We start from the raw sequence: 21930 nt of genomic DNA on the forward strand, positions 1-21930 counted from the left end.
CGCCTCAGTCGCCGTCGAACGGGGAGTCGGCCGCGCCGGACTCGCCCTGCTCGGCGCCGACGACGTCCACGGTGGCCGGGGTCAGCAGGAACACCTTGCTGGTGATGCGGGAGATCGAGCCGTGCAGGCCGAAGACGAGGCCGGCCGCGAAGTCCACGAGGCGCTTGGCCTCGTTCTCACCGAGGTCGGTCACGTTCATGATCACGGGGACGCCGGAGCGGAAGGCCTCGCCGATCGCCTTCGCGTCGTTGTAGGAGCGGGGGTGGACGGTGGAGAGGGTGTGCACGGAGGCTCCTTCGGCAGACGACGCTGCGGCTCGCTTGATGGGGGTCACCGGGGCCCGGTAGCCCGGGTCGACCGGCTCGGGACGCGCCGGACGCCGGGGTTCGACGGGATCGGCCGCGGTGGAGCCGGACGGGGTCACGGGCTCCGGCCGCTCGGCCGGCTCGGGATCGCGGACCGCAGCCGGGCGGACGGCCTCCATGTGGGGGTCGGTGTCCGGCTCCGCGGGGCGGCGCGCCTCGACGACCTCGTGTCGGGGCGCGGTCTCCCGCTCGGCCGCACGCGGCTGCTCGTCGTACTCGTCGCCGTCGGCCAGGCCGAGGTAGATCATCGTCTTCTTCAGGGCACCAGCCATGAGTCTTCCTTCACCACGTCCTCCGGCCCCGGGGGCCGCCGTCGTTCGTCGTCGGTGCGCGTGCGTCCGCACGGTCCTGTCGCGTCCCGCCGGGACGCGCGGGGTCAACGTTAGCCCACCGCGTCCCGGGCCCCCAGAACGTCGGAGCCGATGCGCACCTGTGTCGCCCCGGCGCGCACGGCCGCCTCGAGGTCCGCGCTCATCCCCATGGACAGTGCGGTGGCCTCCGGATGCGTCTGCCGCAGGCGCGCGCCGAGTGCGGCAAGGCGGCGGAACGCGTGCTCCGGGTCCAGGCCGCGCGGTGCCACGCACATCAGCCCGCCCAGCCGCAGGCCCGGCAGGCCTGCGATGACGTCCGCGAGGGCGGGGACGTCCTCGGGGCGGGCGCCGCCGCGCGGGCCGATCCCCTCGGGACGGTCCTCGTCGGCGCGGTCGTCGACATCCACCTGCACGAGGCACTCCAGGTCGGGGATCGCGGCCTCGGGCTCGCGCTCGCGCCGCAGCACGAGCGCCCGCGAGAGCGCCTCGGCCAGTTCGGGTCGGTCCACCGACTCCACCACGGACGCGTAGCGCACCACGTACTTGGCCTTGTTGGTCTGCAGCTGGCCCACGAAGTGCCAGCGCGGGGCGTCCGCCCCCAGAGCCGCGGCGACGGCCTCGGCCTTGGGCCGGGCCTCCTGGTCGCGGTTCTCCCCCACGTCGGTCACGCCGAGCGCGGCGAGGCGCACGACGTCCTCGGCGGGGTGGGTCTTGGTCACGACGACGAGCGCGGGCTCCGCCTCGCGCCCGGCGTCCCGCGCGGCGTCGGCGATGCGGGCGTGCACCGCGGCGAGCGCGTCGGCGATCTCCCGGGCGCGGGGGTCCGTCGGGGTCGGCCCGGCGGTGGCGGGGGCGGTCATGCGTCTCCTCTCGGGACGGTGGCGTCGGGGTCGGCGCGCCAGACGAGGCCGGCGAACCGGCCCTCACCGGGCGCCCGACGGTGTGAGAACAGGCGCTCGTCCTCCCGCGTGCACACGTCGATCGTCGCGGTGGCCACCCCGCGGGCACGGAGGACCTCCGCGGCGCCAGCGGGCAGGTCGAGGGCGGGGGTGCCCCAGGACGTGGTGGCCGCGGTCGCCGGGAGGCGGGCGGCGGCCTCGTCGCGCATGGCCGCGGGCACCTCATAGCAGCGGCCGCACACGCCGGGGCCGATCCAGGCGCGCAGGCCGGGACCGGTCCGGTCGGCCTCCGGCCGCAGGGAGAGCAGCCGATCGACGGTCGCCTCCAGGACGCCGTCCAGCAGCCCGCGCCGCCCGGCGTGGGCCACGGCGGTCGCGCCGGTCGTCTCGTCGACGACGACCACGGGGAGGCAGTCGGCCACCATGACGGCCAGCGGCCGTGACCCGTCGCGGCTCACGGCGGCGTCGGCCACGGGGGCCGAGGCACCGCCGCGCCCGGGCCCGTCCGCCCACACGACGTCGGCCGAGTGCACCTGGTCCAGATAGAGCGTGGCGCCCTCGGGGACCCCCATCACGCGCTCCAGGGCGCGACGGGCGGCGCTGACGCGAGCGAGCCCCTCGGCCTCGTCCGGCGGGACCACGTGCAGCGCGAGGTTGCCGGCGGCCACGGAGGTCCAGGCGACGTGCACGGCGCCCGTCGCGGTGCGGACGGTCTCGCGGTGCACGAAGGGGCCAGCGGGGACCCGTGCGGTCCCGGCCGGCCCCTCCGCGGCCGTCACTTGAGGAAGTCCGGGACGTCCAGGTCCGAGGACCCGGCGCCGAGGTCCGGCTCCACCACGGTGGGCAGGTCCTGCTGGCGGCGCGGCTGCTGCTCCTGCGGGGCCAGCGGCACGGTGCCGCGCACGGCGGGGCGCTCGGCCTGCTGCGGCTGGGCCGGGGCGGCGGGCTGCGGCTGGGCGGCGGGCTGCGGCTGCGCGGGGGCCGCGGCCCGCTGCGGGGCCGCCTGCTGCTGCACGGCCTGCGGGGCGGCCGGGGCGGAGGTGACGTCCACCTTGTCGAAGCCCGCGGCGATCACGGTCACGCGCACCTCGTCGCCGAGGGCGTCGTCGATGACCGCGCCGAAGATGATGTTGGCCTCCGGGTGGGCGACCTCCTGGACCAGTCGCGCGGCCTCGTTGATCTCGAAGAGGCCGAGGTCGGAGCCGCCCTGGATGGAGAGCAGCACGCCGTACGCGCCGTCGATGGAGGCCTCGAGCAGCGGCGAGGCGATCGCCAGCTCGGCCGCCTTGACGGCGCGGTCCTCGCCCTGCGCGTGGCCGATGCCCATGAGCGCGGAGCCCGCGCCCTGCATCACGGACTTCACGTCCGCGAAGTCGAGGTTGATCAGGCCCGGGGTGGTGATCAGGTCGGTGATGCCCTGGACGCCGGAGAGGAGCACCTGGTCCGCCTGACGGAAGGCGTCCATGACCGAGACGTTGCGGTCCGAGATGGACAGCAGCCGGTCGTTCGGGATCACGATGAGGGTGTCGACCTCGTCCCGCAGGGCGTCGATGCCCGCCTCGGCGGAGCCGGCGCGACGGCGGCCCTCGAACGTGAACGGACGGGTCACGACGCCGATGGTCAGGGCGCCGAGCGAGCGCGCGATGCGGGCCACGACGGGCGCCCCGCCGGTGCCGGTGCCGCCGCCCTCGCCCGCGGTCACGAACACCATGTCCGCGCCCCGCAGGACCTCCTCGATCTCCTCCGCGTGGTCCTCGGCGGCCTGGCGGCCCACCTCGGGGTTCGCGCCCGCGCCGAGTCCACGGGTGAGCTCGCGGCCCACGTCCAGCTTCACGTCCGCGTCCGACATCAACAGCGCCTGGGCGTCCGTGTTGATGGCGATGAACTCCACGCCGCGGAGCCCCACCTCGATCATGCGGTTCACGGCGTTCACGCCGCCGCCGCCGATGCCGACGACCTTGATGACGGCCAGGTAGTTCTGGGGTGCAGCCACGGTGTTGGTTCCCTTTGTTCGAGATCTCGAGAGGTCCGCGCGAGGCACATCGCCCCGATGATCGGCGGCCACCCGGGGTGGACACCTTCAAGCACAGCGTGAAGCGAGCCTCGCGCGCGTTCGGGTCCACCGTACTGGGAGGCCCGCGTCACGTGCAAAAGAAAACGGCGTGTCCACGCGGAAAAGACGGCTCCCGCATCAACTTTCACGTGAGACTCGAAGGAGCAGTCACCGCGGTGATGGCACCCCGACTCGCGCGAGGCCACGCACCCCGACCTTCACCTTCACGTTCTACTGGAAACTCCTGCGGCCCCGGTTCAGCGCGTGATCGGCCGCGTGGGCACGGAGACGTCGATCTCGGCGACGCCACCCTCCGCGGACCCGTGCCGCTCGTCCGCCAGGAACGCCTCGGCCACGGGCCCCTTGAGGCCGGCGTCCTGCGCGTCGCCCCAGACCAGGGTCACCCCACCCTCGAGCGCCAGACGGACCTGGCCCGGGCCCCGGGAGTCGGCCGTCTCGACACGATCCGCCACGGCCTCCGGCAGGGCGGCCAGCACCTCGGCCACCTCGGCGCGCTCCTCCTGCGCCCGCTGCGCCAGCTCCTCCGAGAACGCGGGGAGGTCCTCGCCCTCGAGCCGTTCCTCCGGCACTCCCGTCAGGACGGTGCCGTCTGCGAGCAGCAGCTGCACACCGTCGTCGCCGTCCCGCCGGGCCCGCGTCTCATGCTCCCGGACCACGACCTCCAGGCCGGTGGGCAGGCGGGGAACGGTCTGGACCTCGGCCACTCCGGGCAGACCACCGACCAGCTCGCCCACACGGCCGGCGCCGACGCGGGACAGCGGCACGCCGTACACGGGCTCCAGGCGCTCCTGGACCTCGGCGGCGGAGACATGGCGGGTGCCGGTGACCTCGACGCGGTCCACCGCGAGCACGGGCGAGAAGAACACGACCCAGCCCAGGGCGCCCAGCACCGCGAGGACCGCGGCCGCCACACCCCAGCGCGTGGCGCGGCGCCGGCGCGCGGTGCGGCCCGGGAATCGGACCACGGTGGAGGCGTCGGCCCCGGCTGGTGCGACCGGCGGCGTCCCGCGGCCGAGCCTCACGGGTGGGCGACGCCGGGCGCCGCGTCCCGACCGAGCTCGGCCAGCAGGTCCGCACCCAAGGCGGTGACGTCCCCCGCGCCCATCGTCAGGACGACGTCGCCGGCCGTGGCGCCCGCCGCGAGCGAGCGCACCGCCTCGGCCCGGTCCTCAGCGACGACGCGGTCTTCGGCGGCGCCCGTCGTGAGGCGGGAGGCGATGAGGGACGAGTCGACGCCGGGCATCGGCTCCTCCCGAGCCGCGTACACGGGCAGCACGCGCACCGCGTCCGCCCCGGAGAGGGCGGCGGCGAACTCGGCGGCGAAGTCCCGGGTGCGGGAGAACAGGTGGGGCTGGAACAGGACGTGCACGCGGGCGTCGCCGGCCACGGCACGGCCGGCGGAGACCGCGGCGGCCACCTCCGTGGGATGGTGCGCGTAGTCGTCGAAGACCCGCACGCCGCGCGCGGCGCCGCGGAACTCGAAGCGGCGGGCCGTGCCCCGGAAGGCCTCCACGCCCCGCACGGCGGCCTCGAAGGCCATGCCCGCCCGGACGGCGGCCAGGACCACAGCGGCGGCGTTCAGCGCGTTGTGCCGGCCGGGCACCTGCAGATGCAGGGTGCGCTCCGGGCCGCCCGCCATCCGGAACGTGGCGCGCTGGCCCACTCCGGTCTCGCCCGGCTCCACCGCGAGGTCGGTGACCAGCAGGTCCGGCGCCACGCCGTCACGGGGCGCCGAGCCGTAGGTCACGACGTCGGCGGCCGCGTGCTCCCGTGCCCAGGCGGCCAGGTCCGCCGCGCCGGCGTCGTCGAGGCAGGCCACGAGGACCCCGCCCTGGGCGGCGGCCGGCAGCCCGCCCGCGAAGTCCCGGAAGACCTGGTGCACCGCCTCCTCGGTCCCGTAGTGGTCCAGGTGGTCGGCCTCCACGGTCGTGACGATCCCGATCGTGCTCGGGTAGTTCACCAGGGTGCCGTCGGACTCGTCGGCCTCCGCGATGAACCACTCGCCCCGGCCCGCCCGGGCGTTGGTGCCGAGCCCGGCGACGGCGGCGCCGACCGCGAACGTGGGGTCCCAGCCGGCGTCGGAGAAGGCCATGGCGGCCATGGAGGACGTGGTGGTCTTCCCGTGCGTGCCGGCGACGGCCAGCACCCGGTGGCCGCGCATGGCCAGGGCGAGGCCCTCGGAACGGTGCAGCACGCGCAGTCCGCGCGCCACGGCGGCGTCGTGCTCCGGGTTGCCCGGCCCGGCGATCGAGGAGGCGATCACCGTGGTGACGTCCCGGCCGAGATGCGCGGCATCGTAGCCGACCGTGATCCGGGCACCGCCCGCGGCGAGCTCGCGCATCACGGGCAGGTCCTTCGCGTCGGAGCCGGACACCGCGACGCCCTGCTCCTGGAGGATGCGGGCGACCCCCGACACGCCGACGCCGCCGATCCCCAGCAGGTGCACGCGGCCCAGGTCGGCGAAGCGGCCCTCGGCCGCGGGACGGGTGCTCTCGTCTCGGCTCATCGCCGGGCTCCTTCCTGGGCGGCCGAGCGCACGAGGCCGGCCATGGTGACGTCCGCGTCCCGGACGCCGAAGCGGGCGGCCGCCTCCCCCATGCGCGCGAGACGCTCAGGGTCGGTCGCCAGCGGGATCAGCTGACGCTGCACCCACGCGCGCCCGAAGGCGTCGTCGCGGACGAGCAGCGCTCCCTCCGCCTCCACCACGGGGCGGGCGTTGAGCGCCTGCTCGCCGTTGCCGATGGGCAGGGGGACGTAGACGGCGGGCAGGCCGACCGCGGACACCTCGCAGACCGTGCCGGCGCCCGAGCGGGCGACGATCAGGTCGGCGGCGGCGTAGGCCTGCTCCATGCCCGCCAGGTACTCCCGCTGGACGTAGCCGTCCCGGACCAGCAGGCTGCCGTCGTCCTCGGTGAGGGCCTTGTCCCGACCGGTCAGGTGGAACACCTGCAGACCGGCGTCCAGGAGGTCGCCCAGCGCGGCGCGCACGGTGCGGTTCACGGCCAGCGCACCCGAGCTGCCGCCGGTCACCACGACGGTGGTCCGGTCCGGGTCGAGGCCGAGGGCCTCACGGGCGGCACGGCGGGCGGCCGCCCGGTCCAGACCGGAGATCTCGGGGCGCATCGGCATGCCCACCCAGCGGGCGCCGCGGAGGCGGGTGTCCGGCAGGGCGGTGCCGACGTGCGTGGCCCGCAGGGCGCCGATGCGGTTGGCCAGGCCGGGGCGGGCGTTGGCCTCGTGGACCACCACGGGCACACCGGCACGGAACGCGGCGAGGTAGACGGGGGTCGCGACGTAGCCGCCCACGCCCACGACGACGTCGGCGCGCCGGTCCCGCAGGATCCGGGCCGCCGTGGCGACCGCGGCGCGCATGCGGGCCGGGAAGCGGACGACGTCCATCGACGGGCGGCGCGGCATCGGGACCCGGTCGATCAGGTCGAGCTCGTAGCCCGCCTCGGGGACGAGACGCGTCTCCATGCCGGAGGCGGTGCCGACCATGGTGCACTCGACGGGACCGCCGCCGTCGCCCTCCAGGGCGCGGGCGATGGCGAGCATCGGGGAGATGTGGCCGGCGGTGCCGCCGCCGGCCAGCACCACCCGCAGGGGTCCGGAGGGATGAGAGGTCTGCGTCATCGGGGCTCCTGGAGGGCGGGGGTGGGGATCACGGGGAGGGGGTCGGTGTCCGGCTCGTCCGCCTGGGGGCGGGCGTCCGGCTGGGCGGCACGGCGGCGCTCGTGGCGGGCGAAGGCCAGCACGATGCCGACCGCGCTCAAGGACAGGGTGAGCGCGGAACCACCATAGGAGATGAAGGGCAGCGGGACGCCCACCACGGGGATGACCCCGGAGACCATCGCGATGTTGACGGCCGCCTGGCCCACCAGCCAGGCCAGGATCCCCCACGTGGACAGGCGGATGAACGTGGACGTGGTCCCGGCGGCGACGCGGTAGATGCCGATCGCCAGGCCGAGGTAGGCCAGCAGCACCACCAGCGTGCCCACGAGCCCGAGCTCCTCGCCGAGGATGGTGAAGATGAAGTCGTTCTCGGCCTCCGGGATGTAGCTCCACTTCTGTCGGGACTGGCCGAGGCCCGCGCCCCACCAGCCGCCGGAGGCCAGGGCGTACATCCCGTGCGCCGGCTGGAAGCAGGGGTCGGTGGCGTCCGAGCAGTCCCCCATCCAGGCCTGCACCCGGACCATGCGGTGCGGGGCGAGGAGGGTCAGGGCCAGGATGCCCAGCACGCTCAGCGCCAGGAAGGTGAGGAAGACCCCCCAATGGGTGCCGGCCACGTACAGCACCGTGGCCAGCACGATCGCGAGGATGATCGCGGTCCCGAGGTCGCTGCCCGCCATCACCAGGACCAGCAGCAACAGGCCGCCGGGCAGCACCGGGATCAGCGCGTGCCGCACCTGGGTGACGAGGCGGTGCTTGCGCTCCAGGACCGCCGCCGCCCACAGGGCCAGGGCGAGCTTGGCGGCCTCGGAGGGCTGCATCCGGAACCCGCCGATGCCCAGCCAGTTGCGATTGCCGCCCACGGTGACGCCGAGCGGGGAGAACGCGACCAGCGCGAGCAGGATCACGGCCACGCCGAACGCCGGCCAGGCGAGCGCCTTGAGGACGCGCACCGGCAGGCGCGAGAACACGAGCAGGGCCGCCACGCCCGCCACCGCCCAGGCGCTCTGGCGCAGGAACAGCGCGTACGAGCCGCCGCCGGTGCCGATCGCCTCGACGGAGGACGAAGAGAGCACCATCACGAGCCCCAGCACGGTGAGCAGGGCGGTGCAGCCGCTGATGAGCAGGACCGACAGGTCGAGGGCGCGGCGGCCCTCGAGGACCCGCCACATCCGGCGCAGGATCCGCTCCCGGTGCTCGGGGGCGTCGTCGGCCGCGCGGGGGCGGACCGGGCGGAGCTCGATCGGGGACATGGCCCTCCTCACGGGGGAAGCGAGACGGTCGGGTGGCGGCGGGTCAGTCGGCGTCGGGCGCGGCGTCGTCGTGCACGTCCCAGCCGTGCTCGCGCATCAGCCCGGCAACGGCCTCGATGAACGCGTCGCCGCGGGCCGCGTAGGAGCGGAACTGATCCATCGACGCTGCGGCGGGCGCCATGAGCACGATGTCGCCGGGGCGGGCCAGGCCGTCGGCCACACGCACCGCCTCGGCCATCACGGCCGCACCGTCGGCGGGGCCGGTGCCGTCGGCCGCGGCGAGGGGGGCGTGGACGGGGACCTCGGGGGCGTGCGCGGCCAGGGCCGCGCGCAGGGCGGAGGTGTCCCGGCCCAGGAGCACCACCGCGCGGAGCCGGTGGGCGTGCGCGGCCACCAGCTCGTGATAGGTCACGCCCTTGGGCAGGCCGCCGGCCAGCCACACCACGGAGCTGAACGCCGCCAGCGACGCGTCCGCGGCGTGGGGGTTCGTCGCCTTGGAGTCGTTGACCCACATGACGTCGCGTGAGGTGGCCACGAGCTGGATGCGGTGCTCTCCGCGGTCGTAGGAGCGCAGGCCCTCGGCCACGGCCGCGGGGCTCACCCCGACGGCCCGGGTCAGCGCCGCCGCGGCGGCCGCGTTGGCCACGGTGTGGCGCGGCGCCACCGGGCCCAGGTCGGCGCGCTCGGCCAGGGCGATCGCCTCGTGGCGCCGGTTGTCCAGGAACGCACGGTCCACGAGGATCCCGTCCACGACGCCGATGTCGGACAGGCCCGGGGTGTCCGTGGTGAAGCCGATCGCGCGGCAGCCCTCCTGGACGTCCGCGCGCTCCACGAGGGTGCGGGTCAGCGGGTCCTGCTCGTTGAACACGCAGGCCACCCGCGTGTTCGCATACACCTTGCCCTTGGCGGCGGCGTACTCCTCCATCGAGCCGTGCCAGTCCACGTGGTCCTCGGCCAGGTTCAGCACCGCAGACGACGCCGGGGCCAGGCCGTGCGTCCAGTGCAGCTGGAAGCTGGAGAGCTCGAGGGCGAGCACGTCGAAGCCCTGCGGGTCGCGGATCGCGTCGAGCACGGGGGTGCCGACGTTGCCGCAGGCCACCGCCCGGCGCCCGTCGGCCCGCAGGATGGCCTCGACCATCGTCACGGTCGTCGTCTTGCCGTTCGTGCCCGTCAGGCACACCCAGTCGGCGGTCTTCCGGCCGGCGCGCTCGCGCAGCCGCCAGGCGAGTTCGACGTCGGACCAGATCGGCAGGCCCGCCGCGTGGGCGGCCATCAGCAGCGGCTGGTCCGGCCGCCAGCCCGGGGAGGTCACGACGAGGTCCGCGGCGGCGCCGTCGACCTCGGGCAGCGCCTGCGTGGCCGCCCGGTCCAGCAGGACCTCGCGGACCCCCACGATCCGCAGGGTCTCGGCGCGCGCCCGGTTCTCCGGCCCGTCATCGCCTTCCACCACCACGACGGCGGCGCCCAGCTCGGCCAGGGTGTCGGCCACGGAGAAGCCGGTGAGGCCCAGGCCCGTGACGACGACACGCAGGCCGGCCCACCCCGGAGCGTCCCAGGACGTGAGGTCGGCGGTGCGGGCGGTGTCGGCGCGGGGCCGGCGCACCGGTGCGGGCGCGGCGTCGGACGCGGGGCCGGTCACGGGGTCACCCCCGCGAGGCCGCCCTGGCGGATGAGCCAGTCGCCGTAGAAGATCGCGAGCCCCACGGTGACGCACATCAGGGACAGCAGCCAGAAGCGGACCACGACGGTCACCTCGGCCCAGCCCTTGAGCTCGAAGTGGTGCTGCAGCGGCGCCATGAGGAACACGCGCTTGCCGCCGGAGACCTTGAACCAGCCCACCTGGATGATGACGGAGAGGGTGATCGCGACCATGAGGCCGGCCAGCACGGCCACCAGGATCTCGGTGCGCGTGAAGATCGCGAAGCCGGCCAGGGCGCCGCCCAGGCCCAGGGAGCCGGTGTCCCCCATGAAGATCTTGGCCGGGGAGGTGTTCCACCAGAGGAAGCCCAGCAGGCTGCCCGTGAGGATCGCCGCGAGCAGGGCGAGGTCCATGGGGTCGCGGACCTCGTAGCAGCCGCGGGTGCCCTCGAGCGCGCAGGACTGGCTCGACTGGAAGAGCGATATCAGGACGTAGGCGCCCGTGATCATGGCGGTGGCGCCCGTGGCGAGCCCGTCGAGGCCATCCGTGAGGTTCACGGCGTTCGTGGTGGCGGTGGTGATGAGGTTCGACCAGATCACGAACAGGATGACGCCGATCGCGGGTCCGGCGAAGGCCAGGTCGAGCCACGGGATGTCCCGGGCGAAGGAGATCGCCGTCGAGGCGGGGGTCAGGCCCCGCTCGTCCGGGAAGTTCAGGGCGAGGACCGCGAAGGCGGTGCCGATCAGGGCCTGGAGGATGATCTTGCCGCGCGGCGTCAGGCCGAGCGAGCGCTGCTTCGTGATCTTCGTGAAGTCGTCCACGAAACCGACGAAGGCCATGCCCACCGTGAGCAGCAGCAGGATCAGGCCGGAGGCCGTGGGCCCGCCGAAGTCGACGCCGAACACCGCGAGCAGCCCGTGGGTGATCAGGTACGCCAGCACCATGGAGCCGATGATGACCGCGCCGCCCATCGTGGGCGTGCCGCGCTTGGTCTTGTGGGTGGTCGGGCCGTCGTCGCGGACGAACTGGCCGTATCCGCGCTTGACGAGGAACCTGATGAACAGCGGGGTGCCGACGGCCGAGAGGACCAGGCCGAGCACGCCGCCGATGAGCAGTCCGATCACGGTCGGGACTCCTTCGGGGAGGCGGAGGGGGCGGCGACGGCGTCGGCCGTGGCGAGGCGCTCGCCGAGGGCCGCGAGCCCGACGCCGTTGGAGGACTTGACGAGGACGAGGTCGCCGGGGCGCAGGTGCTCGGCGAGGAACGCCTCGGCCTGCGCGGCGTCGTCGACGAAGTGCGCCTCCTCGCCCCAGCTGCCCTCGTTGAGGGCGCCGATGTAGAGCGGCCGGGCTCCGGCGCCCACCACCAGCAGCTGGGCGATGTTCAGGCGCACCACGGACTCGCCCACGAGGGTGTGCTCACGGACGCGGGCATCGCCGAGCTCGAGCATCTCCCCCAGGACGGCCCAGGTGCGGCGGCCGCTGGAGCGGCCGAGGGTGGCCAGCGTCCGCAGCGCGGCGCGCATGGACTCGGGGTTGGCGTTGTACGCGTCGTTGATGATCGTGACGCCGTCCGCGCGGTCGGTGCGCTCCATCCGGAAGCGGCTGGCGGGCCCGAGCCCGTCGAGACCACGGGCGATCTCGGCCGGGTCCATGCCGGCGGCGTGGGCGGCCGCGGCGGCGGCCAGCACGTTGTGCACGTGGTGCAGGCCGGTCAGTCCGGAGGCGACCGGATGCCGCACGGCGGCCTCCTCCGTCCCGACCTGCAGGTCGAAGACGGGGCGCTCCTGGTCGTCGGCTCGCACGTCCCGTGCGGCGACGAGTCCCGACGCGCGGCCGGCGGCCACGTCCTCGGCCGCGCGGGCGACGCCCCGCTCGTCCGCGGTGAACCAGGTGATCGGGGCGGCGGTCCGTGCCGCCATGCCGGCGACACGCTCGTCGTCGAGGTTGAGGACGGCGACGCCCTCGGGGCCGAGGGCCTCCACGAGCTCGCCCTTGGTGCGCGCGATGTTCGCCACGCCGCCGAAGCTGCCCGCATGGGCGGTGCCCACCATGAGCACGACGCCGATGTCCGGGCGCACGATGTCGCAGAGGTACGCGATGTTGCCGACGTGGTCCGCGCCCATCTCGACCACGAGGAAGCGCGTGTCCAGCTCCGCCCGGAACACCGTGAGCGGCACGCCGACCTCGCCGTTGTACGAGCCGACCGGTGCGACGGTGGGGCCCTGGGTGGCCAGCAGGGCAGCGAGCAGGTCCTTGGTGGTGGTCTTGCCGGCCGAGCCGGTGATGCCGATGACGGTGGTCGGGGAGTGCCCCCGGACGCGGCGCACGACCTCCCGGGCGAGCGCGCCCATCGCGAGCACGGCGTCCTCGACGATGATCGCCGGGTGCGCGGCGCCGTCGGGGGCGTGCGTGGCGCGCTCGGCGAGCACGGCGGCGGCGCCGGCACCCAGCGCGGCGTCGATGAAGTCGTGGCCGTCGGCGCGCTCCCCCGGCTTCGCCACGTAGAGCGTGCCCTCGGCGGTGACCTCCCGCGAGTCGGGGGTGACGTGCACCAGCACGGTGGCGGGGTCGAGGGTGGCCGAGAGCGTGCCGGACACGGCCTCGGCGATCTGGGCTGCGGTGAGAGCGATCATGACTCGATGACCTTACCCTCGCGGGCGGGGCCGGAGCCCGAGGCGGAGGCCGCCGCGACACGGGCGGCCAGGGCCTCGCGCAGGGCCACCCGGTCGTCCAGCGGGACGAGCTCGCCGTCGTAGTCCATCGTGGTCTCGTGCCCGCGGCCGGCCAGGAGGATGCCGTCCTGCGGCCCCGCCAGCTCCACGGCGCGGCGGATGGCCGTGGCACGGTCGGCCACCTCCTCGATCACGACCGTGCGGCCCTCCTCCCGCGCGATGCGGTCGGCCTCGGCGCGGGCGCCGGCGAGGATGTGGGCGCGGATCGGGGCCGGGTCCTCCGAGTGGGGGGTGTCGTCGGTGACGATCAGCACATCCGCCGCCCGGGCCGCGATCGCGCCCATCACGGGCCGCTTGTCACGGTCACGGTCGCCGGCGGAGCCGAACACGATCAGGGTGCGGCCGCGCGTCCCGGCCGCCGCCCGGGCGTCGGCGAGGGAGCGCAGCGCCTGGACCATGCCGTCCGGGTTGTGCGCGAAGTCGACGACGGCGTCCGGCTCGCGGCCCACGACCTCCATCCGCCCCGGGACGGCGGCAGCCAGAGGGCCCTCCCCCGCGGGCACGTCCAGGACCGCGGCGAGCGCGTCCAGGTGCTCCTCCCCCACGGCGTGCAGCACGAGCAGAACCGCGAGGGCCGCGTTGGCCACGTTGAAGCGGCCCGGCAGACCGACGGAGGCCCGCAGCTCCCGGCCCGTGGCCGCGTGGCGCAGCGTGAAGCGGTGGCCGAGGCCGTCCGGCGCGAGCTCGGCGACCTCCCAGTCCGCCCGGAGGCCGGGGTCGTGTTCGGCCAGGGCGCCCGGCGTCGGCGCGGCCGGCCCGAGGGCGAGCGTGGTGACGGGAGCGCCGGCGGCCCGGGCCATGGCGACGCCCCAGCGGGGCCCCTCGCCGCCGTCGAGCGTGATGACGGCGTGGTCGGTGCGAGCGGGGTCGAACAGACCGGCCTTGGCCGCGAAGTACTCCTGCATCGAGCCGTGCATGTCCAGGTGGTCCTGGGTCAGGTTGGTGAACCCGGCCACCGCGTAGCGCAGGCCGGCGATCCGCTGGTACGCCACGGCGTGGGAGGAGACCTCCATGACGGCGGTGTCCACCTCCTCCTCGCGCATGAGCGCCATGAGGGCGTGCAGCTGGGTGGCCTCGGGCGTGGTGAGCGTGGAGGGGACCTCCCGCTCCCCCGCGCGGATCAGGATCGTGCCCACGATGCCCGACCGGCGCCCCAGGGCCTCGAGCAGGGCGGCGGCGAGGAAGCTCGTGGTGGTCTTGCCGTTGGTGCCGGTCACGCCGAGCAGGCGCGGGCCGGTGTCGCCCCCGCCGCCGTAGACGCGGGCCGCCACGGTGCCGGCGGCGGTGCGCACGGCGTCGACCTCGAGCACCGGGACGTCGGCCAGGCCCTGCTCCGCCAGGAGCGCGCGGCCCGCCGCGTCCGTCAGGACGCCGACGGCGCCGGCCTCCAGCGCCGTGGCCGCGAACGCCGCGCCGTGGGCGCGCGCCCCCGGAACGGCGACGTAGAGGTCGCCCGGGCGCACGACACGCGAGTCGAGGCTGACCCCCGTGACGCCGTCGGCCGGGGCCGCGCCGTGGACGTGGGCCGCGATCCCCGCCTCGGCCAGCGCCTGTGCGAGGGCGGGCCAGGCCGCGGCGGGGGTGTGGGAGGGCCGGAAGGCGGCGTCCTGCTGGGCCGGGGTCAGCGGCGCAGGGGGGTCGCTCGGAGTGGTCATGGGGGTGCTCCTGGGGTGCTCGGGGCCGGAGGCGTGGGTCACCACGGCCGGTCCTGCGGATCGTCCACGAAGACGCGGTAGTCGTTCGGCTCGGCTCCGGTGGCGGGCACGTCCGCCTGGCGGAGCATGTACTCCATGATCGTGGCGGCCGCGACGGACACGTCTCGGGAGCCCTGCTTCGACGGCGGCCGATGCATGGACACGGACACCACGAAGCGGGGGTCGTCGAGCGGGGCGACGGCGGTGAAGCCGAGGTTGTAGCCGTCGTACGTGCCGGTGTCGCTCGCGGCCTCGGCGGTGGAGGACTTGCCGCCCACGCGATACCCGGGGATCGCGGCGGCCTTGCTGGTGCCCTGCGTCACGACGGTCTCCATCATGCGGAGCATCTGCGCCGCCGTCTCCTCGGAGACCACGCGGTGGGGCTCCGCGGACGACTCCCAGCGCTTCTCCGCGCCGTCGCCGTCCACCGTGGCGTCGATCAGCCGGGCCGGGATCAGCACGCCGCCGTTGGCGAGGGCCTGGTACATCTGGGCGGTGTGCAGGGTGGTCTGGGTGTAGCCCTGGCCGAAGGCCGTGGTCAGGCGCTGGCGGCCGTCCCACTGTTCGGGCGGGACGAGGACGCTGCCCGCCTGCTGCGGCAGGCCGAGGTCGATGGGCTGGCCGACCCCGAAGGAGCGCATGTACTCGTAGCGCTGCTCGTCCGTGATCTTCTCGGCGATCTGCACCGTGCCCGTGTTGTAGGAGCGCGCGTAGATGCCTGCCACGGTCATGTCGAACGTCGGGTGCGGGGAGAAGTCCCGGATGGTCTGCCCGTCGAAGTCCTGGCTGCCGGGGACGGTGAAGCCGTCCGTGGCGGTGACCTTCCCGGCGTCGACGGCGGCCGCGATCGGCAGCGCCTTGCCCGTGGAGCCCGGCTCGTACGGCGTGCTCATCACGGTGGAGGTGCGGAAGTTCCCCTCGGTGGCGTCGGGGTCGGCGGGGTCCACCGTGGTGGAGTCCGCCATGACGATCACGTCGCCCGTCTTCACGTCCATCACGACGGCGTTCGCCCACTCCGCCTCGTACTCGGCGGCGAGGGCGCCGAGGGTCTCCTGCGCGAACCACTGGGCGTCCTTGTCCACGGTCAGGCGCAGGTCGGCGCCGTCCACGGCCGGAACCTCCTCGAGCGGGGCGTTGGGGATGCGGATGCCGTCTGCGCCCACCTCGAACGTGCGGGTGCCCGGGGTGCCGGTCATGACGTCGTCCTGGCTGAGCTCGAGGCCCTCGAGGGCGGTGCCGTCGCCACCCATGAAGCCGATGATGCTGCCGGCGACCGACCCGTTCGGGTAGGTGCGGCGGTCCACCGCCTCGGAGAGCAGGCCCGGCACGTTGAGGGCCATGGCCGCATCCCGCACCTCCGGGGTCACGGAGCGACGCACCACGGCGTACGGGCGGGAGCCGATGGTGGCCTCGCGCACCTCCTCCTCCGACATGCCGAGCACCTCGGCCAGGCTGGCCAGGCGGGAGTCCACGTCCACCAGCACGGTCTCCCGGGCCTCGCGGTCCCATTCGTTGAAGTCCTTGACGAGGCGCTGGTCCACGACGATGTCGTAGCGGCGCACGCTGGCGGCCAGCACGTCGCCGTCGCGGTCCAGGATGGACCCGCGCTGCGGCAGGGTCTCCTGGTGTGTCAGGCGCTGGTCCATGGCCGCCGCGGCCTGCCCCGTGGGGTCGATGCCCTGCACGTAGACGAGCCGCAGTGCGAGCCCGCCGAGCAGGACGAAGACGAGCAGGAGAAGGATGCGGGTGCGCACGGCGGGGTGCCCGGGAGCGGGCCCGACCGTCGATCCGCCGCGGGGAAGGTGCGAGGCGGGACGGTCGATCAACGGTCGGCGGCGTCCTGGTCGGGGGCGGCGGAGGCGTCCTCGCCGCCGAGGGTGCGCGGTCCCTCGATCTCGTCCTGGCCGTCGCCGGCCGTCCCCTGGCGGACCGCGTCCGCGTCCGCCGGCGGCGCGACGTAGGTGGCGGAGATGTCGCCGTCCTGGGCCGCCTGGGCCTCGCCGCTGAACTGGCCCGTGCCCGCGTCCACGGAGGCGGTGCCGGCGGGGGCGACCATCCCGAGGGCGTCGGCGCGCGCGGCCAGGTTCTGCGGCGCCTCGAGGTGGCCCACCTGTTCGGCCAGCCGCTCATTGGTCTCGGTGACGGCCTGCTGCTCCTGGCGCAGGTCCAGGAGGGCGTACTGCCGGTTGGACATCGTGATGTTCATGACGAGCACCGCCGCGAGCGCGGCGAGCACCACGAGGACGCACAGCACGGTCACCCCGGAGCGGGATCGGGGCAGCGGGGCGGGCACCACCGAGAGCGGCGTGCGCTCCTGCGGAGTCGGCCGCGCAGGGGCGACGGGGGTCGACCCGGGGCGCAGCGACTCTGCGATCCGTGCGTGTGCGGCCATGCTCATCTCCTCGTGCAGCGTCATGCCGTGGTCCTGGACGTCCTGATCTTCTCAACCGCACGCACTCTCGCGGAGGAGGCGCGACGGTTCTCGGAGATTTCTTCTTCGGTGGGCTTCTCGGTGCCGCGGGTGAGCACCCGCACCACGGGTTCGTGCTCCTCCAGCACCACTGGGAACCCCGGGGGCGCCGTGGACGTGGCCCACGCGCTCAGGTGCCGCTTCGTGATGCGGTCTTCGAGGGAGTGGTAGCTCATCACCACGAGGCGCCCGCCCACGTGGAGGGCGTCGAGGATGGCGGGCACGGCGGCGTCGAGGATGTCGAGCTCCTCGTTCACGGCGATGCGCAGGGCCTGGAAGGTGCGCTTGGCCGGGTGCCCGCCGGTTGCCCCCGCGGCGACGGGGACGGCCGAGCGGATCACCTCGACGAGGCGGCCGGTGGTCTCGATGGGGGCCTCGTCGCGGGCCCGGACGATGGCCCGTGCGATGGGGCCGGCGAAGCGCTCCTCGCCGTCGCGACGGATGATGCGGCGCAGCTCCTGCTCGTCCAGCTCCGCCACGAGCGTCGCGGCGGAGCGCTCGGCGGTGTCGTCCATGCGCATGTCCAGCGGAGCGTCGTAGGAGTAGGCGAAGCCGCGCTCCCGGTCGTCCAGCTGGTAGGAGGACACACCGAGGTCGTAGAGCGCGGCGTCGACCTTCGTGACGCCCGCGGCGGCCATGGCCTCGGGCACCCGGTCGTAGGTGCCGTGGAAGGGGATCAGGCGCTCGGCGAGGGGGCCGAGGCGCTCGACGGCCATGGCCTGGGCGTGGACGTCGCGGTCGATGCCGATGACGCGCAGGTGGGGGAACCGGGTCAGCAGGGCCTCGGTGTGCCCGCCCATGCCCAGCGTGCCGTCGACGGCGACGGGCGTACGGCCGGCCTCGAGCGCGGCCTGGACGGCGGGGGCGAGGAGGTCGACGACGCGGTCCCGCATCACGGGCAGGTGGCGGTCCTCGGGGCGCGGCTGGCCTGCGTCCACTCTCGACCTCCTGCTCACATCGCGGTCCTGGCGGACCTCGGGCGGGATCCCCATCCGTCCGCCGCCGCGCCTGGCCCAGGGGAAGACGGGTCAGGTGCGGCGGCGTCGGCTGGAGGTCTCGCTCGAGGTCGGGTGGTCATGGTCAGAAGACGCCGGGCAGGACGTCCTCGTCGGTCTCGGAGAAGGCGGCTTCCTGCTCGGCGAGGTAGGTGTTCCAGGACTCCGAGTCCCAGATCTCCACTCGCGTCCCCGCGCCGATCACGGTCACGTCCCGGTCCAGCCCCGCGTACTGTCGCAGCGGCGCCGGCACGGTCACCCGACCCTGCTTGTCCGGGACCTCGTCCGACGCCCCCGAGAGGAAGACGCGGATGTAGTCACGGGCCTGGCGGGAGGACAGTGGAGCCGACCTCATCTGCTCGTGGACCCGCTCGAACTCACGAGCGCTGAACACGTAGATGCAGCGCTCCTGACCCCGGGTCAGGACCAGCCCCTCCGCCAGCTCCTCGCGGAACTTGGCGGGGAGGATCAGCCGGGACTTCTCGTCGAGCCGGGGGGTGTACGTGCCCAAGAACACGGCAGACCCCCTGGCTCGTCAAGCGGTCCCTCCCGACCAAGGTCGGGACCCATGCTCTCTCCTTCCCTCCACATTACCCCACTTCCCTCCACCATCAACCCCGGACGCGGGTCCCGGCGCCACGGGCGTGTCGAGGCCCCCCGAGTCCGGCGCGCCATCCCGCGGGTCCCGGGGCCGGCGTCGCCGTGGAGGGACGTGGAGGACCGGTGGGCCCCGGTGGAGGGCCGCGGCGACGACGGAGCCTCGGGCAGCGGAAAGGCCCCGATCCGGAGCGGATCGGGGCCTGGAGTGGAGGATAGTGGGGGCCCGGCGGGCCAGGCGCTCAGTCGCCTCCGGCGCGCCGCTCGTCCCAGCGCCGCTCGAGGCGGCCCATGAAGTCGCCGCCTCCCTGCCGTCGCGGTGCGCCCGACCGGCGGGCCTCCGGGCCCGAGGCCCCGGAGGCGACAGCGCGCGGCCGCGTGGTCAGCAGGAAGATGCCGGCCCCGATGACGACGACGCCGAGCACGCCCAGGAGGATCGCGTGGTTGGCGACCCCGAGGACCACGACGAGCAGCCCGACCACGGCGAGGACGGCCCCGGCCACGACGCGACCCACGGGCAGCCGATGCCGCCCCGTGTCCGCCATCTGGGTGGCCAGCCGGGGGTCCTCGGTGCGCAGCTGCTGCTCCAGCTGGTCCAGCATCCGCTGCTCATGCTCTGAGAGGGGCATGGCGACTCCTTCGAACGCGGCCTCCGACACCTCCGGGACCGGGAGGGGACGCCCGCGCGTCCGACTTGCCCTCCAGGATAGGACCTGCCGCCCCACCCTAGCCAGGTGGCGACGTCGCCGGCCCCGGAACCCCTCACTCCCGGTCCGGGCCTCCGGGGCCCGGCCGCGGCGCGTCCCGGCGGGCGTCGGCGCGGGCCTCGCGGCGACCCAGCAGCGACGCCGGCCGCACGGCCGCCGTCGGGAAGCGCCGGGCGACGGCGTCCAGGGCGGCCTCGGCACCGGCCCAGTCGCCCGCCTCCGACGCCTCGCCCTCCGTCCCCCAGGCGGGACCGCCGAAGAGCGCCTCCTGGGCCGGGGGCTGATCGGCCTCGTCCCCGAGGCGCTCGGCGCGCACGCCCACGAGCCGGACCGGATGCGGCCGTTCGGCGTGCAGCTCGCGGACGAGTCGCCGCGCCGGGCCGAGGAGGTCGTGGCCCGTGGCGGTCGGCCGGGCGAGGCGGGCGGTGCGGCTGCGGACCGACCCGTCCGGCGCCTTGAGGCGGACTGTGACCGCGCCGGCGGTGGCCTGCTCCGCACGCAGCCGGGCCGCGACCCGGTGGCACAGGCGCAGGACCTCCGGGTCGACGCCCGCGACGTCGACGGGGTCGACGTCGAAGGTGTGGTCCGCACCGATGCTGCGGGCCGCCGGGCGCGGGGCGACGGGACGCGGGTCGATGCCCCGGGCGAGCGACGCCCACTCCCGGCCGGCGGCCCCGAACGACGCCTCCAGTCGCGCGGGGTCCACCCGGGCGAGGTCGCCGATGGTCGCCACCCCCCGCCGGGCGAGCCGCTCGGCCGCCTTGGGGCCCACGCCCCACAGCCGGCCCACGGGCAGCGGATGGAGGAAGTCCAGGGTGCGCTCCGGCGGCACGATCAGCAGGCCGTCGGGCTTGGCCGCGGTGGACGCCGTCTTGGCCACGAACTTCACGGCCGAGCCGCCCACGGTGCACGGCAGCCCCAGCGCGGAGCGGACGCGCTCCCGGATCAGGTGGCCGATGTGCTCGGGCGGGCCGAGCCGACGGCGCGCGCCGGCGACGTCGAGGAACGCCTCGTCCACGCTGAGCTGCTCCATCACGGGGGTCACGTCCGCGAGCACGGCCATCACCTCGGCGGAGACGGCCCGGTAGAGCTGCTGGCGCGGCGGGATGACCACGAGGGGCGGGCACAGGGCGCGGGCGTGCGCCAGGGGCATCGCCGAGCGGACCCCGTAGGCCCGCGCCGCGTACGAGGCGGAGAGCACCACGGACCGGCCGCTCGGGGCGGCGACGGCGGCGGGACGCCCCTCGAGGTCGGGCCGTTCGCGCAGCTCGACGGACAGGAAGAACGCGTCCATGTCCACGTGGAGGATCGTCGCCTCATCGCGGGGTGCAGCGGGCGCGGTCTCGGACATGGACCGAGCCTATCCGGGACCGGCGATCCGTCGCGCGGCGCGGCTAGGGTGGGGCCATGCCCGCCGACGTCGCCGTCCCCCGCCCCCGTCCCGCCGACCAGGACCGCTTCCGCGCCGCCGTCGCCGACGCCCTCGACCGCCTGCTGGCGGAGCACCGGGACCTCGCCCGGGACGTCCACCCGCTGACCGCGCCCCTCGTGGACGCGATCGCGGACCTGACCGCGGGCGGCAAGCGCCTGCGCGCCGTCCTGGCCTGGCTCGGCTGGCGGGCGGCCGGTGGCGAGGCGGAGGACCCCCGCATCGCCGAGGCGGGGGCGGCGTTCGAGCTGTTCCAGGCCGCGGCGCTGATCCACGACGACATCCTGGACCGCTCGGACACCCGCCGCGGGATGCCCAGCGTGCACCGCCGCTTCGAGTCCCTCCACCGGGAGGCGGGCTGGCGCCACGCCGCGGAGCACTTCGGCGTCTCCGCCGCGATCCTCGCCGGCGACGTCGCCCTGGGGATGAGCGAGACGGCCTTCGCGCGCGTCCTCGCCGGCACGCCCCGGGAGGACCGGGCGCGGGCCGAGCTCGAGCGGATGCGCTTCGGCGTGATGGCGGGTCAGTACCTCGACGTGGTGGCCGAGATGGCCCCGGCGGCGCGCGACGCCCGCGAGGCCGAGGCGGCCGCCGAGGCGGTGGTGGAGCACAAGTCGGCGCGCTATTCGGCGGTGCACCCGCTCGCCCTCGGGGGGCTGCTGGCGGGGGCGGACGACGGGCTGGTGACCGCGTTCGCCCGGGTGTCGCTGCCGTTCGGCATGGCCTTCCAGTACCGCGACGACCTGCTCGGCGTGTTCGGCGATCCGGCGACCACGGGCAAGCCCGCGGGCGACGACCTGCGGGAGGGGAAGCAGACGGTGCTCATCGCCCGCGCCGTCGAGCTGCTCGCCCCGGACGAGGCCGCCGCGCTCGACGCGGACCTCGGCGACCCGGACCTCGGTGCGGACCGGGTGGCCCACTGGCAGGGCGTCCTCGAGGCGTGCGGCGCGCGCCGGGCCGTCGAAGAGCGGGTCGCGGCGCTCTCGCACGAGGCGGCCGGGGCCGTGGCGGGCCTGCTCGCGCACGGCGTCCCCGAGGACGTCAGCGCCGAGCTCACGCAGCTGATCGACGCCTACACGTCGCGCCGCCACTGA

At 75.1% G+C, this 21930-nt stretch carries 19 protein-coding genes; 1 reads left to right on the forward strand and 18 read right to left on the reverse strand.

Features of this window, described 5'->3' with window-relative positions; genetic code table 11:
* Positions 1-4 precede the first annotated feature (4 nt).
* The 18 genes from sepF to dinB all read right to left on the reverse strand — a co-directional run bounded on the left by sepF (position 5) and on the right by dinB (position 20758).
* Complete coding sequence (sepF, locus tag B1A86_RS06730) at positions 5-637, reverse strand: cell division protein SepF (RefSeq protein ID WP_036314178.1); 633 nt, start codon at positions 635-637, stop codon at positions 5-7.
* Positions 638-747: 110 nt separating this feature from the next.
* On the reverse strand, positions 748-1536 hold the full coding sequence (locus tag B1A86_RS06735) for a YggS family pyridoxal phosphate-dependent enzyme (protein ID WP_036314175.1): 789 nt from the start codon (positions 1534-1536) through the stop codon (positions 748-750).
* Entirely contained in the window at positions 1533-2354 is an 822-nt protein-coding gene (locus tag B1A86_RS06740; RefSeq protein WP_036314173.1) for a polyphenol oxidase family protein, read from the reverse strand. Before B1A86_RS06740 ends, B1A86_RS06735 begins: the two co-directional genes overlap by 4 nt.
* Positions 2351-3568, reverse strand: a complete 1218-nt coding sequence (gene ftsZ / locus B1A86_RS06745; RefSeq protein WP_036314171.1) for a cell division protein FtsZ — start codon at positions 3566-3568, stop codon at positions 2351-2353. The genes B1A86_RS06740 and ftsZ overlap by 4 nt, the downstream gene beginning before the upstream one ends.
* Before the next feature lie 317 nt (positions 3569-3885).
* Positions 3886-4614, reverse strand: coding sequence for a cell division protein FtsQ/DivIB (locus B1A86_RS06750; RefSeq protein ID WP_063189721.1), 729 nt, complete (start codon positions 4612-4614; stop codon positions 3886-3888).
* A gap of 53 nt (positions 4615-4667) precedes the next feature.
* Positions 4668-6155 (reverse strand): UDP-N-acetylmuramate--L-alanine ligase, encoded by a 1488-nt coding sequence (murC, locus tag B1A86_RS06755; RefSeq protein WP_036314167.1) that lies wholly within the window; start codon positions 6153-6155, stop codon positions 4668-4670.
* Positions 6152-7282, reverse strand: a complete 1131-nt coding sequence (gene murG / locus B1A86_RS06760; protein ID WP_010078501.1) for an undecaprenyldiphospho-muramoylpentapeptide beta-N-acetylglucosaminyltransferase — start codon at positions 7280-7282, stop codon at positions 6152-6154. Before murG ends, murC begins: the two co-directional genes overlap by 4 nt.
* Complete coding sequence (gene ftsW / locus B1A86_RS06765; RefSeq protein WP_070709560.1) at positions 7279-8571, reverse strand: putative lipid II flippase FtsW; 1293 nt, start codon at positions 8569-8571, stop codon at positions 7279-7281. The genes murG and ftsW overlap by 4 nt, the downstream gene beginning before the upstream one ends.
* A gap of 43 nt (positions 8572-8614) precedes the next feature.
* Positions 8615-10210: a UDP-N-acetylmuramoyl-L-alanine--D-glutamate ligase gene (gene murD, locus B1A86_RS06770; RefSeq protein ID WP_063189725.1), complete on the reverse strand. Its 1596-nt coding sequence runs from the start codon at positions 10208-10210 to the stop codon at positions 8615-8617.
* Positions 10207-11334: a phospho-N-acetylmuramoyl-pentapeptide-transferase gene (gene mraY / locus B1A86_RS06775; protein ID WP_036314159.1), complete on the reverse strand. Its 1128-nt coding sequence runs from the start codon at positions 11332-11334 to the stop codon at positions 10207-10209. The genes murD and mraY overlap by 4 nt, the downstream gene beginning before the upstream one ends.
* Complete coding sequence (gene murF, locus B1A86_RS06780) at positions 11331-12845, reverse strand: UDP-N-acetylmuramoyl-tripeptide--D-alanyl-D-alanine ligase (protein WP_078025834.1); 1515 nt, start codon at positions 12843-12845, stop codon at positions 11331-11333. The genes mraY and murF overlap by 4 nt, the downstream gene beginning before the upstream one ends.
* The gene (locus B1A86_RS06785; protein WP_036314155.1) at positions 12842-14599 is read right to left on the reverse strand and encodes a Mur ligase family protein; all 1758 of its coding nucleotides are present in this window, start codon (positions 14597-14599) and stop codon (positions 12842-12844) included. The genes murF and B1A86_RS06785 overlap by 4 nt, the downstream gene beginning before the upstream one ends.
* A 38-nt stretch (positions 14600-14637) precedes the next feature.
* Positions 14638-16392, reverse strand: a complete 1755-nt coding sequence (locus tag B1A86_RS06790; RefSeq protein ID WP_230594441.1) for a penicillin-binding protein 2 — start codon at positions 16390-16392, stop codon at positions 14638-14640.
* A 68-nt stretch (positions 16393-16460) separates the two neighbouring features.
* Positions 16461-17030 (reverse strand): hypothetical protein, encoded by a 570-nt coding sequence (locus B1A86_RS06795; RefSeq protein WP_230297511.1) that lies wholly within the window; start codon positions 17028-17030, stop codon positions 16461-16463.
* Between the two features lie 20 nt (positions 17031-17050).
* Positions 17051-18046 carry a 16S rRNA (cytosine(1402)-N(4))-methyltransferase RsmH gene (gene rsmH / locus B1A86_RS06800; protein WP_036314148.1) on the reverse strand — a complete coding sequence of 332 codons (996 nt, stop codon included), beginning with the start codon at positions 18044-18046 and terminating at the stop codon, positions 17051-17053.
* 142 nt (positions 18047-18188) lie between these two features.
* Positions 18189-18620 (reverse strand): division/cell wall cluster transcriptional repressor MraZ, encoded by a 432-nt coding sequence (gene mraZ / locus B1A86_RS06805; protein ID WP_002854575.1) that lies wholly within the window; start codon positions 18618-18620, stop codon positions 18189-18191.
* Between the two features lie 322 nt (positions 18621-18942).
* Positions 18943-19329 (reverse strand): DUF3040 domain-containing protein, encoded by a 387-nt coding sequence (locus B1A86_RS06810; RefSeq protein WP_012750919.1) that lies wholly within the window; start codon positions 19327-19329, stop codon positions 18943-18945.
* 133 nt (positions 19330-19462) lie between these two features.
* Complete coding sequence (dinB, locus tag B1A86_RS06815) at positions 19463-20758, reverse strand: DNA polymerase IV (RefSeq protein ID WP_063189731.1); 1296 nt, start codon at positions 20756-20758, stop codon at positions 19463-19465.
* A gap of 56 nt (positions 20759-20814) precedes the next feature.
* Between dinB and B1A86_RS06820 the strand changes: the two genes are divergently transcribed.
* Positions 20815-21930 carry a polyprenyl synthetase family protein gene (locus B1A86_RS06820; protein ID WP_078025833.1) on the forward strand — a complete coding sequence of 372 codons (1116 nt, stop codon included), beginning with the start codon at positions 20815-20817 and terminating at the stop codon, positions 21928-21930.

Origin of the sequence: Micrococcus sp. KBS0714 (assembly GCF_002008305.4) — a bacterium.
GTDB lineage: Bacteria > Actinomycetota > Actinomycetes > Actinomycetales > Micrococcaceae > Micrococcus > Micrococcus luteus.

What these genes read in the sequence shown, in the direction of transcription:
- B1A86_RS06735 (WP_036314175.1), bottom strand. Translation starts at nt 1,536, where the DNA reads ATGACCGCCCCCGCCACCGCCGGGCCGACCCCGACGGACCCCCGCGCC.
- B1A86_RS06795 (WP_230297511.1), bottom strand. Translation starts at nt 17,030, where the DNA reads ATGGCCGCACACGCACGGATCGCAGAGTCGCTGCGCCCCGGGTCGACC.
- sepF (WP_036314178.1), bottom strand. Translation starts at nt 637, where the DNA reads ATGGCTGGTGCCCTGAAGAAGACGATGATCTACCTCGGCCTGGCCGAC.
- murG (WP_010078501.1), bottom strand. Translation starts at nt 7,282, where the DNA reads ATGACGCAGACCTCTCATCCCTCCGGACCCCTGCGGGTGGTGCTGGCC.
- murC (WP_036314167.1), bottom strand. Translation starts at nt 6,155, where the DNA reads ATGAGCCGAGACGAGAGCACCCGTCCCGCGGCCGAGGGCCGCTTCGCC.
- murF (WP_078025834.1), bottom strand. Translation starts at nt 12,845, where the DNA reads ATGATCGCTCTCACCGCAGCCCAGATCGCCGAGGCCGTGTCCGGCACG.
- ftsW (WP_070709560.1), bottom strand. Translation starts at nt 8,571, where the DNA reads ATGTCCCCGATCGAGCTCCGCCCGGTCCGCCCCCGCGCGGCCGACGAC.
- B1A86_RS06810 (WP_012750919.1), bottom strand. Translation starts at nt 19,329, where the DNA reads ATGCCCCTCTCAGAGCATGAGCAGCGGATGCTGGACCAGCTGGAGCAG.
- B1A86_RS06820 (WP_078025833.1), top strand. Translation starts at nt 20,815, where the DNA reads ATGCCCGCCGACGTCGCCGTCCCCCGCCCCCGTCCCGCCGACCAGGAC.
- dinB (WP_063189731.1), bottom strand. Translation starts at nt 20,758, where the DNA reads ATGTCCGAGACCGCGCCCGCTGCACCCCGCGATGAGGCGACGATCCTC.
- B1A86_RS06785 (WP_036314155.1), bottom strand. Translation starts at nt 14,599, where the DNA reads ATGACCACTCCGAGCGACCCCCCTGCGCCGCTGACCCCGGCCCAGCAG.